This is a genomic window from Kribbella pratensis, assembly GCF_004365355.1.
Lineage (GTDB): Bacteria > Actinomycetota > Actinomycetes > Propionibacteriales > Kribbellaceae > Kribbella.
In genome coordinates this window covers 425,485-436,905 of sequence record NZ_SODP01000001.1, presented here as the reverse complement: position 1 = coordinate 436,905, position 11,421 = coordinate 425,485, and the positions used below count along the sequence as shown (strand labels likewise).

At 67.3% G+C, this 11,421-nt stretch carries 11 protein-coding genes; 3 read left to right on the top strand and 8 right to left on the bottom strand.

Going from position 1 to position 11,421, the window contains the following annotated elements:
- Positions 1–55 precede the first annotated feature (55 nt).
- From EV653_RS02075 to leuA, 6 genes are all read right to left on the bottom strand, one after another.
- Positions 56–265, bottom strand: a complete 210-nt coding sequence (locus EV653_RS02075; protein ID WP_134097386.1) for a hypothetical protein — start codon at positions 263–265, stop codon at positions 56–58.
- Positions 265–1,320, bottom strand: a complete 1,056-nt coding sequence (locus EV653_RS02070) for an ABC transporter ATP-binding protein (RefSeq protein WP_134097384.1) — start codon at positions 1,318–1,320, stop codon at positions 265–267. The genes EV653_RS02075 and EV653_RS02070 overlap by 1 nt, the downstream gene beginning before the upstream one ends.
- Positions 1,317–2,420, bottom strand: a complete 1,104-nt coding sequence (locus tag EV653_RS02065) for an ABC transporter ATP-binding protein (RefSeq protein WP_134097382.1) — start codon at positions 2,418–2,420, stop codon at positions 1,317–1,319. The genes EV653_RS02070 and EV653_RS02065 overlap by 4 nt, the downstream gene beginning before the upstream one ends.
- Before the next feature lie 2 nt (positions 2,421–2,422).
- Entirely contained in the window at positions 2,423–3,319 is an 897-nt protein-coding gene (locus EV653_RS02060; RefSeq protein ID WP_134097380.1) for an ABC transporter permease, read from the bottom strand.
- Positions 3,320–3,323: 4 nt separating this feature from the next.
- Complete coding sequence (locus EV653_RS02055; protein ID WP_238159510.1) at positions 3,324–4,418, bottom strand: ABC transporter permease; 1,095 nt, start codon at positions 4,416–4,418, stop codon at positions 3,324–3,326.
- Between the two features lie 247 nt (positions 4,419–4,665).
- Complete coding sequence (gene leuA, locus EV653_RS02050; RefSeq protein WP_202871623.1) at positions 4,666–6,339, bottom strand: 2-isopropylmalate synthase; 1,674 nt, start codon at positions 6,337–6,339, stop codon at positions 4,666–4,668.
- 309 nt (positions 6,340–6,648) lie between these two features.
- Here leuA and EV653_RS02045 point away from each other — a divergent pair, with 309 nt between their 5' ends.
- Positions 6,649–7,065 (top strand): PPOX class F420-dependent oxidoreductase, encoded by a 417-nt coding sequence (locus tag EV653_RS02045; RefSeq protein ID WP_134097376.1) that lies wholly within the window; start codon positions 6,649–6,651, stop codon positions 7,063–7,065.
- Here EV653_RS02045 and EV653_RS02040 read toward each other — a convergent pair.
- The gene (locus tag EV653_RS02040; protein ID WP_134097374.1) at positions 7,055–8,029 is read right to left on the bottom strand and encodes an AraC family transcriptional regulator; all 975 of its coding nucleotides are present in this window, start codon (positions 8,027–8,029) and stop codon (positions 7,055–7,057) included. The genes EV653_RS02045 and EV653_RS02040 overlap by 11 nt on opposite strands.
- 84 nt (positions 8,030–8,113) lie before the next feature.
- Here EV653_RS02040 and EV653_RS02035 point away from each other — a divergent pair, with 84 nt between their 5' ends.
- Together EV653_RS02035 and EV653_RS02030 are read left to right on the top strand one after the other, a co-directional pair.
- Complete coding sequence (locus tag EV653_RS02035) at positions 8,114–9,097, top strand: oxidoreductase (RefSeq protein WP_134097372.1); 984 nt, start codon at positions 8,114–8,116, stop codon at positions 9,095–9,097.
- A 41-nt stretch (positions 9,098–9,138) separates the two neighbouring features.
- Positions 9,139–10,128: a GNAT family N-acetyltransferase gene (locus EV653_RS02030; RefSeq protein ID WP_238159509.1), complete on the top strand. Its 990-nt coding sequence runs from the start codon at positions 9,139–9,141 to the stop codon at positions 10,126–10,128.
- Positions 10,129–10,181: 53 nt separating this feature from the next.
- Here the strand turns inward: EV653_RS02030 and EV653_RS02025 are convergent, their stop codons facing one another.
- A complete protein-coding gene (locus EV653_RS02025; protein ID WP_134097370.1) occupies positions 10,182–11,135 on the bottom strand; it encodes a hypothetical protein in 954 nt (317 codons plus the stop codon).
- Positions 11,136–11,421 lie beyond the last annotated feature (286 nt).

Sequence of the window (11,421 nt, the reverse complement as noted above, 5' to 3'; positions counted from 1 at the left end):
TCGTCCTTTCTGATCTGACCGCACGACTGTGTGGGTCAGGCACTACTGGTTTGAGTTACTGCGAACCGCCCTCGCGTTTTTCCCGCCGCCGGGTCCAGACGACCCCGACGACGACGATCAGGCCCAGTAGCAGGCCCAAACACAAGGTGAACAGGGTGACGACGAACTCCGGAGTGCCGGGCGACAGCGTGAGCAGCAACGCTCCGCTGGCCAGGATCAGGAACGTCGCCCAGCCGAGCGCCGCCCGGCCGATCTGCGGTGACATCAGGCCACCGGCTCATCGGGCCGGACCTCCCCGGCGCCGTCGCGGGCCACCACGTGGCAGGCCGCGGACTGACCGGGACGGATCTCGACCAGCTGCGGAACCTCGCCGTCGCACAGCCCGTCCTCGAACAACGGGCAGCGCGGGTGGAACGAGCATCCGCTCGGCAGGTGGGCCAGGCTCGGGATCTCCAGGCTGCGCAGGGATTCCCGGCCCTTGGTCTTGGTCAGGTCCGGATCCGGCTCGGGGATCGCGTCGATCAGCGCCCGGGTGTACGGATGCGTCGGCGCGTTGATGATCTTCGGCGTCGGACCGAACTCGACGATCCGGCCGAGGTACATCACCGCGGTCTTGCCGTTCCAGCCGAAGTACTTCGCGATCGCGAGGTCGTGGGTGATGAACAGGAACCCGACCCCGAGGTCGTCGCGCAGCCGGCCGAGCATCGCCAGCACGCTGATCCGGATCGACACGTCGAGCATCGAGGTCGACTCGTCCGCGATGATCAGCTTCGGGTCCAGCGTGAGCGCCCGCGCGACCGAGACCCGCTGGCGCTGTCCGCCGGACAGCTGGTGCGGGAACTTCGGCAGGTAGTTCTCCGGCGGGGTCAGGTCGACCTTGGTGAGCAGCTCGGCGGCCTTGTCGGCGGCCGCTTTGTTGCCCTTGACAACACGGTGCTTGAGCAGCGGGGCGGTGATCGTCTGCAGGATCGTCCGGGTCGGATTCAGCGACGCGTACGGGTCCTGGTGGACGTACTGCACGCCGCGGCGGAACCTGCCGAAGTCGCTGCGGTTCATCGACCAGATGTCGTTGCCGGCGAACTCGACCTTCCCGTCGGTCGGCCGCGCCAGACCGGCCGCCATCCGGGCCGCGGTGGTCTTGCCCGAGCCGCTCTCGCCGACCAGGCAGAGCACCTCGCCGGGGTTGACCGACAGATCGATGTTGTCGACCGCGCGGATCGGACCGGCCTTGGTGTCGAACACCTGGCTGACGCCGGCCAGCGTCATCAACGGCGTACGGCTCTCCGCGGTGGTCTCCGGGGTCTTCTCCAGCGCGCTCATGACGCGGTCCCCAAGTCTTGGTTGGGCACCTCGCGGTCGAGGTGCACGTCCTTCCAGTGGATGCAGGCGACGTCATGGGCGCTGCCCGGCTCGTCGGTCACCGGGAGCAGGTCCGGTTCGGCCTCTCGACACTCGTCCGTGGCGAACTTGCACCGCGGGTTGAAGGTGCAGCCCTTCGGCAGCGCGGCCAGGCTCGGCGGACCGCCCGGGATCGACTCCAGGTCGGGCAGATCACCCACGATCGGCGGCACGGCCTTGATCAGTCCGAGCGTGTACGGGTGCCGCGGGCGGTAGAACAGATCCCGTACGCCGCCGGTCTCGACCAGCCGTCCGGCGTACATGGTGGCGACCCGGTCGGCGAGCTCGGCGGCCAGCGACAGGTCGTGCGAGATGAAGATCATCGAGAAGCCGAGCCGCTCCCGCACCTCGTGCAGTACGTCGACGATCGACCGCTGCGTGAGGATGTCGAGCGCCGTGGTCGGCTCGTCCAGGATCAGGACCTCGGGCTCGAGCAGCAGGCTCATCGCGATCAGCACGCGCTGCCGCATACCGCCGGACAGCTCGTGCGGATAGCAGTCCATCACCCGCTCCGGCTCGAGCCGCACCAGCCGGAGCAGCTCACCGGCGCGGTCCTCGATCTCCTGGCGGGTCGCCTTGGTGTGCGCGCGCATCGTGTCATGCATGTGTGCGCGGATCTTCAGCACCGGGTTGAACGCGTTCATCGCGCCCTGGAAGACCATCGCCGCGTCCCGCCAGCGGAACTCCCGCAGGTCGCGCCCGTCCAGGCCCAGGATGTCGATCTCGGTGCCGTCGCCGCGGTTGAAGATCACCTTGCCGCTCGCGTGACCGAGCCGCGGCAGCAGCCGGAGCAGCCCGAGCCCGAACGTCGTCTTGCCGCAGCCACTCTCCCCCACCAGGGCGAGGCTCTCGCCCGGGTAGAGGTCGAGGTCGACGCCGCGGACCGCCTGCACCGTCGCGCCGCCGCCGGTGCGGTACTCGACCTTGAAGTCGCGGATCGACAGCAGCGGCTTGCCCTCGCCGCCACGCACCGCGCGGGCGGTCGCCGTGCTTGTCTTACCCGAGGGAGTCGTCGTCACCATCGTCACCGGTCCCGGAGACGCGGGTTGAGGATCTCTTCGAGGGATCTCGTCATCATCACCAATCCGAGCAGCAGCAGGATGATCGCGACAATCGGGCTGAGGATCCAGGCCAGGCTGTTGTCGTTGAAGATCGCGCCGGCGATCCAGGCGCGGTTGAGCATGATGCCCCAGTTCGACCCGGTCAGCGGGGCCAGACCGAGAAGGTAGAGGCCGACCAGCTGATAGATCGCGTTCGTCACGCCGATCATGAAGTTCATCAGGATGAAGCTGGCCATGTTCGGCAGGATCTCGACGAACACCACTCGCGGCGTGCCGAGATCCAGCAGTCGTGCGGCTTCGACGAACTCACGTTCCTTCAGTGAGAACACCTGGGCCCGGACGGCCCGGGTCAGCACCGGCCAGGACAGGCCGCCGACCAGCAGCGCCAGCAGGACCGGCGAGTCGAGCTTGAAGAACGCGCCGAGGACCGCGAGCAGGACGATCTGCGGAACGGTCAGGAAGACGTCGGCGGCCGTGACGACGACCGAGTCGACCCAGCCGCCGAGGTAGGCGGCCAGGGAGCCGAGCACGATGGCGATGATGGTGGAGATCGCCGCGGCGACGAAGCCGACGAAGATCACCGTCCGGCCGCCGGCGATCATCTGGATCAGGACGTCCTTGCCCTCGTTGTCGGTGCCGAGCAGGTGCCCGGGCGTTCCCGCCGGGAGCAGGATCTCCTTGACGTTCGGCGCCACTTCCGGGGTGAAGAACGGCCCGATCGCGCTGATCAGCACCAGCAGGGCCACCAGCACGAAGCCGATGAATCCGGCCGGACTGCGCCGCAGCGACTTCATGATGCCGGCGAAGCGTGACACGCCGGTGGTTCCGATCGCGGTGACCGGGATCGTTGCTTCAGTCATCTCGTCACCCCTTGCCCTGGACGCGGATCCGCGGATCCAGCCGGCTGTAGAGAATGTCGGCGAGCAGGTTGGCGGCCACCACCGAGATCGTGATGACCAGGAAGATCCCCTGCAGGACGGCGTAGTCCCGACCGTTGACCGCGTTGAAGAGACTGAACCCGATGCCCTGGTACCCGAAGATCTTCTCCACGAAAATCGCCCCGCCGACCACGAATCCGAGCGAGACCGCGAGCGCGCTGAACAGCGGCAGGACGGCGTTGCGGCCGACGTACCCGTTCCTGATCCGCGAGTCGGACAGGCCGCGGGCCCGGGCGACGGTCACGTAGTCCTCACCGAGCGTCTCCACGGTCGACGACTTCATCACCAGCGCCCAGGAGCCGACCGTGGTCAGCGTGTAGGCCAGGATCGGCAGCGCCGCGTGGTAGAAGATGTCGTTCAGGAAGGACAGGCTGAACGACGGATGCACGCCTGGTGTGTACGAGCCGCGCGCCTCGGTCAGGTTGAACCATTGCAGTTTCACCCCGAGGAAGACGACGATCAGGATCGCCAGGATGTAGTTCGGGATCGCGTGCAGGAACGCGCCGATCGAGGTGAGCGAATGGTCGACCCAGGTCTCGCGGCGGTACGCCATGATCATGCCCGCGACGATGCCGATGACGAACGCGAGCACCGTCGCCACCCCCACGGAGAACAGCGTCCAGGGCAGGTAGGTCTTGATGACCGAGGCAACGGACGTGCCCGGCGAGAGCGCCGAGTTGCCGAAGTCGCCTTTCAGCAGGTTCACCATGTACGTCGCGTACTGCTGGATCAGCGGGGCGTTCGGATCCAGGGAGAACAGGTTCTTCGCCTGCGCTGCGGCGGCCTCGTACGAGATGCCGGTCTGCGCGATCTGGGTCTGGATGTAGGTGTCGACCGGGTTACCCGGCAGCAGCCTGACCAAGAAGAACGTACCGCTGGTGACGATGAAGACGGTCAGGACGGCCTTGAAGAGTCTTCGGACAAGCCAGGCGTTGAAGAAGCGCGAAACAGCCGAGGGTCTCGGTTCGACAACCGGTCCTTCGATCAGTTTCGACGCGGGTGTCTCGACCGCACCGCTCACTGCTCACCTCCACGCGACTGCCAGGGAAAGTCGGTGGCGCAGACCACTCAACAGCACGACTTAGTAACGCTGTCTTGCAAGGATCTGCGCATAGTGACGACAGTGTGCGCAACCTCGGTCATCGAGTCAACGTCTTGAGGCAACGTTGAGACAACGTTGCGGTCAGTGACGCAACGGTACCGGGGCGTACTGGAAACGCCCGCCTCTGAAACAGAGACGGGCGATTCGCCGGAAGAATGTGACGCGGTCAGCGCGTGGCGCGGTTGACAGCCGAGACCACGGCCTTCAGCGAGGCTGTGAGAATGTTCGCATCCCGCCCGACACCCCAGAAAACGTCCTCGCCGACCTCGCATTCGACGTACGCGGCGGCGAGCGCGTCACCGCCGGCGGACAGCGCGTGCTCGTGATAGTCCAGTACGCGTACGTCGTACTTGAGCGGCTTGAGCGCGTCCACGAAGGCCGACACCGGTCCGTTGCCCTCGCCAACCAACTCGTGGGGCACACCATTGGAATAGACCTGAACCCGGAGCTGGTCGCCCTGCCCCTCGCCGGAGGTCGAGTTGACGCTCAGCAGCGACAGCTTGCCCGGTGCAAGGTACTCGGCCGCGAAGATGTCCCACATCTGCTGCGGGCCGACCTCGCCGCCCTCGTTGTCGGTGTGCTGCTGGATCACCCGGCTGAACTCGATCTGCAGCCGGCGCGGCAGGTCGAGGCGGTGCTCGGACTTCATCATGTACGCGACGCCGCCCTTGCCGGACTGCGAATTGACCCGGATCACGGCCTCGTAGCTGCGGCCGACGTCCTTCGGGTCGATCGGCAGGTACGGCGCCTCCCAGGCGATGTCGGCGACCGGCCTGCCCTCGGCCGCGGCCTGCTTGTCCAGCGCCTCCAGGCCCTTCTTGATCGCGTCCTGGTGCGAGCCGGAGAAGGCGGTGTAGACCAGGTCGCCGGAGTACGGCTGGCGCTCGGGAACGCGCATCTGCGTGCAGTACTCGACCGTACGGCGGATCTCGTCGATGTCGGAGAAGTCGATCTGCGGGTCGATGCCCTGGCTGAACAGGTTCATCCCCAGCGTGACCAGGTCGACGTTGCCGGTGCGCTCACCGTGCCCGAACAGACAGCCCTCGACCCGGTCGGCGCCGGCCATCAGCGCGAGCTCGGTCGCCGCCACCGCCGTACCGCGGTCGTTGTGCGGGTGCAGGCTGATCGCGCTGTGCTCACGCCGGGTCAGGTGCCGGCCGAACCACTCGATCTGGTCGGCGTACACGTTCGGGGTGCACATCTCGACGGTGGCCGGCAGGTTCAGGATGATCTCGCGGCCCTCGGCGGGCTGCCAGACGTCGCTGACCGCCTCGCAGACCTCGAGCGCGAACTCCAGTTCGGTGCCGGTGAAGATCTCCGGGCTGTACTGGTACCCGAACTCGCAGTCGCCGAGCATCTCGTCGGCGTACTTCATCACGGTCTCGGTGCCGCGGACGGCGATGTTGCGGCACTCGGCCTTGTCGACGTTGAAGACGACCCGGCGGAACAGCGGCGCGGTCGCGTTGTAGAGGTGGATCGTGGCCTTCGGCGAGCCCTGCAGCGACTGCACGGTCCGCTCGATCAGCTCCTCGCGGGCCTGGGTCAGCACCGAGATCGTCACGTCGCCCGGGATCGCGTCGGACTCGATCAGGCTGCGGACGAAGTCGAAGTCGTACTGGCTGGCGCTCGGGAAGCCGACCTCGATCTCCTTGTAGCCCATCTTCACCAGCAGGTCGAACATCCGCCGCTTGCGGGCGGGCGACATCGGCTCGACCAGGGCCTGGTTGCCGTCGCGGAGGTCGGTGGACAGCCAGCGCGGCGTGCGGTCGACGGACTTGGCCGGCCAGGTGCGGTCCGGCAGGTCGATCGGCGGGAACGCGCGGTAGCGGTGGGTCGGCATACCGGACGGCTGCTGGACGGGCTTCGGCTGGTTTTTGGGTGCCACGGGGTTCTCCTCGAGAAGCTGTCTACTGCGGGGTCGCTAGGACGACCGGCGGCTGCACGAACGGCGCAGGCAGAACTCCGCGGCGAGGGAACCGGCCTTAACAGGCCTCGCCGCGGCAGCGAAGGAGGAGAAGCTGGTGCCGCATGATGGCAACCACTCTATGCACAACTCCCCCGGCCCGTCGAACCGGGGGTCTCCCGGACGAGACACTCAGAGTGACGTCGTCCTTGCCTTCAAGGGCACTTGAAATTTTAAGCTGTCGGTATGACGGAATCCCTCCTCGACCGGATCGGCACGCACGGGCTCGGCGTCCTGGTCACCATCAAGCGCGACGGACGGCCGCAGCTGTCCAATGTCACCTATGTGTTCGACGGCACCCGGGTCCGGGTCTCGCTGACCGACGACCGGGCCAAAACCAAGAACCTGCGCCGCGATCCGCGCGCCAGCCTGTACGTCGACGGTCCGCGCGGGCGCACGTACGTCGTACTGGAAGGCAAGGCCGAGCTCAGCCCGGTCGCCGCCGACCCGCACGACGCCGTTGTCGAGGACCTCGTCGACTACTACCGGACCGCGTCGGGCGAGCACCCGAACTGGGACGAGTACCGCGCGGTGATGGTCGAGGACAAGCGGCTGATGTTCTCGATGACCGTCGACCACGCCTACGGAATGCCTAAGCCGTAGCTTCGTCCACTTCCGGAGCTGCCCGGGTCGCCCGCGCGGCCTCGCGGAATCGCCGGGGAGCGACGCCGTTGACGCGTTTGAAGGCGTTGCTGAAGGCGCTGTCGGACGTGTAACCGAGCGAGTGCGCGAGGGCGGACAACGACTGATCGTCGTCGCGCAGCGCTCGCTCGGCGAGGCGCATGCGCCAGTTGAGCAGGTAGGTGAGAGGCGGCACGCCGGCCACGGAGCGGAAACGCTCGGCGAACGTCGTACGCGACATCGCGGCGGCCCGGGCGAGCTCGTCGAGCTGCCACGCCCGACCGGGCTCGTCGTGCATCAGACGCAGGGCCGGGGCGATGCGCTCGTCGGCGATCGCGCGCAGCCAGCCGACCGGGAGGTCCTCGGCCTGCGCGAGGCAGGCACGCAGCGCCTCGAGGAAGAGCAGGTGCGCGACGTCGTCGGCGGCCAAGCTCGCGCCGAGTTCGGCGGTTGTTGCCTCATGCAACAACCGGTTCAGCAGCCAGTGGAACGTCGACGACTGCTCGTCGGTGGCGCGGAGATGGATGACCGGCGGGAGGGCGCGCATCAGCAGTTCCTCGCCGGTGCGATTCAGGCTGACGTGGCCGCCGACGCCGACGACCCGTGGACCTTCTCCGGTCAGGGTGCCGCTGCCGAAGCGGGCGATCGGCCCGTCGGTGGCGCCGAACGCGGCGACCGCGTCCTCGACCGGTACGGCGTCGGAGTTGCCCTTCACGAACTCGTGCCGGCCGTCGAACAGCACGACATCCCCCGGCTCGAGCTCGATGCGGCCCGTGGCGAGCTCGTCGTCGAAGTCGATCCAGCACGTCCCCTCGACGGCGGCGGTGAACTTGAGCCGGTTGGTCGCCGGATAGTGCAGCGCCCACTCGCCGGTCGCCTCGAAGCCGCGCGAGACGTGGCAGTGTGCCTCGGTGAGCGCGAGGGTATCGGTGAGCGGATCAGCCATACCTCCACTATATCCGTACGATCACGCAAGTTATCGGCACTCTCAAGCATTCTGCGTCCGGATATCCCGGCATACCGTCGAAGTATGCAAACACCGATGGGTTCAGGATTCAGCGCGGCTTCCACGACGTACGACGTACTCGAAGGCGTCGAGTTGCACGGGAAGGTCGCGATCGTCACCGGCGGGTACTCCGGGCTGGGCAAGGAGACAGTCCGCGCCCTCCGGTCCGCGGGAGCCGACGTCATCGTGCCGGCGCGGGATGTGGCGCGGGCATCTGCCGAGTTGGCGGATATCGACGGAGTTGCCGTGGAACAGCTGGATCTGCTCGATCCGGCGAGCATCGACGCGTTCGCGGACCGGTTCCTGGCGTCGAGGCGGCCGCTGCACATCCTGGTGAACAGTGCGGGGATCATGGCGAATCCGCTGACCCGGGATGGCCGCGGGTACGAGTCGCAGTTCGCGACGAACCACCTCGGGCACTTCCAGCTCACGACGCGGTTGCTGCCGGCGTTGCGGCAGGCCGGCGGCGCGCGGGTGGTGGCGGTGTCGTCGCGCGGGCACCGGTACAGCGCGGTCGATTTCGACGACCCGAACTTCGAGCATCGCGAGTATGCGCCGTACTCGGCGTACGGGCAGTCGAAGACCGCGAACATCCTCTTCGCCGTCGAGCTGGACGAGCGGGAGCGGGCGAACGGGATCCGCGCCTTCGCCGTCCATCCGGGCAGCATCATCACGCATCTGGCCCGCTACTCGAACCGCGAAACGTTGCGCGAGGGCGGGTTCCTGGACGAGAACTACGAGCCGATCATCGATCCCGCGCGCGGGCTGAAGACTGTCGAGCAGGGCGCGGCGACGCAGGTGTGGTGCGCGGTCAGCCCGCAGCTCGACGGGTACGGCGGGGTGTACTGCGAGGACGTGGACATCGCGGCGGTGCATGCGTCCGACGTACCGGACACCGACGTGCTGGCGGTGACGCCGGGCGCGTTCGGCGTACTGCCGTATGCGATCGACCCGGAGAACGCGCGGCGGCTGTGGAAGCTCAGCGAGGAACTTCTCGACCGCGGATAAACCAGTCGCGGTAAACCGGTCGCCCGGTGGACGCTGGGCCTGTGGAGATCACGAGACTGTCCCCCGACGACGAAGCCGGGTGCACCGAGGCCGTTGCGCTGAAGAGCGCCGGCCTCAAGCTCGACTGCCCGGAGATGCTGGAGCCCACGGCGCGTGGGTTCGCGAACATGCTGCGCTACGGGTGGGACATGGAGCCTGAGTATGCCTACCTGGCGCGGGAGGCGGACGGGACCGCCGTCGGACTCCTGGCAGTGGGCGTCAACACCTACGACAACACGAACCAGATCTGGGTCGACGTCGACGTCCATCCGGATCATCGCGGTCGTGGTGTCGGGTCGGCGCTGATCGAGTACGCCGAGGGGTTCGCCCGCGAGCTCGGCCGGGACACGATCGGCTACGGCTGCATCGACCTGCCCAAGGCGGACGCGTTCGCCCGGCGGCACGGGTTCGTCCAGAAGGCCGTCGAGGTGAACCGCCGGCAGGACCTGACAGGGCTGGACTACGGCGTGGTGCAGCGGCTGTACGACGACGCGGTCGCGGCGTCCACGGCGTACGAGCTGACGAAGCTGACCGGCCCGCTGCCGGAGGAGTTGCTGGAGGACATGGTCACGCTGACCGCCTCCATCAACGACGCCCCGAAGGACGACCTCGACATGGAGGACGACGTCTACAGCCCCGAGCGGCTGCGGGCGTACGAAGAGGCGCAGTCCAGGAGCGACCACACCGTCTACCGCGTGATCGCCCGCGAGAAGTCCACCGGCGCGTTGGCCGGTCACACGGTCATCTCGGTCGAGCGCGAACGCCCCCACATCGGCGAACAACACGACACCGCGGTCGACCGAGCCCACCGCGGCCACCGCCTCGGCGCCCTGGTGAAGTCCGCCATGCTCCTCTGGCTCCGCGAGGCCGAACCGGCCCTGACCCAGGTCGACACCTGGAACGCCGAATCCAACAACCACATGATCAGCATCAACGAACAACTCAACTACAGGATCATCGCCCGCATCCTGGCCTACCAGAAGAAGCTCTGAACAGACCGGGGGCGCCGCAACCAGCGACGCCCCCGGCTTCTACTGCTGAAAGCTCACTCGCCGATCAGCTGGTTCCAGTGACCGGTGATCGAGAAGATGCCGGTGCCCGGGATGGTGCCGCCGGTGACCCGGCCGTAGGACGTGACAGCCGTCGCCGAGCCGTTGAACTTGCTCATCGCGTACTGGTACGCCGAGTCGGTGTCGTTGTCGAAACCGGTCACCAGCGTGCCGCCCTTGACGCCGCACTCCCTGGCGGCCAACGACTCGTACGCCGCGAAGCCCGTGCTCCGGACCAGCTTCAGGATCGGCTTGGTCGAGGCCGCGGCCGGGATCCGGACCGTCCAGAGCGCGCCTGCCTTGGTGGTCATCAGCAGCGTGTCGTAGGTCGGGGTCTCGGAGATCACGGTCATCGCCTTGAAGCCCTCGAAGCCCGGGAAGTGGCCGAGCGCCCGGAAGGTGGCACCCGACGCCGCGTAGCGGTAGAGGCTGCCGTTGGTGCTCAGCCCGTACAGGTACGAGCGGTTCGGCGCGGTGATCGCGTAGTTCGACGTCACGAGCTGAGTGAAGCTGGTCCAGCCGGAGCCGATCCGCGCGTACGTCGGCCGGGCGTTGTCGGTGTCGAAGTAGGTAACACCGCGGTACAGCGTGCCGCCCTGCACGAACAGGCTGTGGTAGTAGAAGTGCGTGTCGGTCAGCACGCCGTACCACGTCGTGTTGAGACGGGTGCCGACGAACTTGAACTCCCCGAACCACTCACCGCGCGGGGGCTTGGCCGGCGTGACCAGGACGTCGTTGATCCCCGGCGTCGGGGTGTTGAAGCCGACATCCTGCAGGCATCCCGCGGAGGCGAGCTTGGTGTTCGGCGTCGTCTTCAGGTTGCCCTCGGCCGAGTGGGCGATCGCCGGCGTCGGGTTGGACCGGACGGCGGCGGTCGCCGGGCCGGCAGCAGCCGTGGCGGCGAGCATGCCGACCCCGGCCAGGGCGAGCGCGAAGCGCTGCAGTTTCATACTGGGAGTCCCCCTCAGGACATGTGTGACCTCGATGGGCCTCGAGATCGTGCGCGAGCTTAACGCGCGCGGGGGACACAACGCGCCGCATTTGCACCTTGTTGCAACAGTTCCAGGCTAGACCGCCTGAACCACTGTGACCTTCATCTCGCTGGAGAGGGTGAAACCCAGCAAGCGGTACCCAGGCTCAAGGGTTTGAGGCAGCAACCGGCGCTGGGGACAGGAACTGGGGTCCGGAGACAGGTTATTGCCTGTCTCCGGACCCCACAGCATGTCCACAGCCCCG

Excerpts from the sequence above, each read along its gene's own strand:
- EV653_RS02040 (WP_134097374.1), bottom strand. The coding sequence starts at position 8,029 with ATGGCTGATCCGCTCACCGATACCCTCGCGCTCACCGAGGCACACTGC.
- EV653_RS02025 (WP_134097370.1), bottom strand. The coding sequence starts at position 11,135 with ATGAAACTGCAGCGCTTCGCGCTCGCCCTGGCCGGGGTCGGCATGCTC.
- EV653_RS02060 (WP_134097380.1), bottom strand. The coding sequence starts at position 3,319 with ATGACTGAAGCAACGATCCCGGTCACCGCGATCGGAACCACCGGCGTG.
- EV653_RS02045 (WP_134097376.1), top strand. The coding sequence starts at position 6,649 with ATGACGGAATCCCTCCTCGACCGGATCGGCACGCACGGGCTCGGCGTC.
- EV653_RS02035 (WP_134097372.1), top strand. The coding sequence starts at position 8,114 with ATGCAAACACCGATGGGTTCAGGATTCAGCGCGGCTTCCACGACGTAC.
- EV653_RS02075 (WP_134097386.1), bottom strand. The coding sequence starts at position 265 with ATGTCACCGCAGATCGGCCGGGCGGCGCTCGGCTGGGCGACGTTCCTG.
- EV653_RS02070 (WP_134097384.1), bottom strand. The coding sequence starts at position 1,320 with ATGAGCGCGCTGGAGAAGACCCCGGAGACCACCGCGGAGAGCCGTACG.
- EV653_RS02065 (WP_134097382.1), bottom strand. The coding sequence starts at position 2,420 with ATGGTGACGACGACTCCCTCGGGTAAGACAAGCACGGCGACCGCCCGC.
- leuA (WP_202871623.1), bottom strand. The coding sequence starts at position 6,339 with ATGCCGACCCACCGCTACCGCGCGTTCCCGCCGATCGACCTGCCGGAC.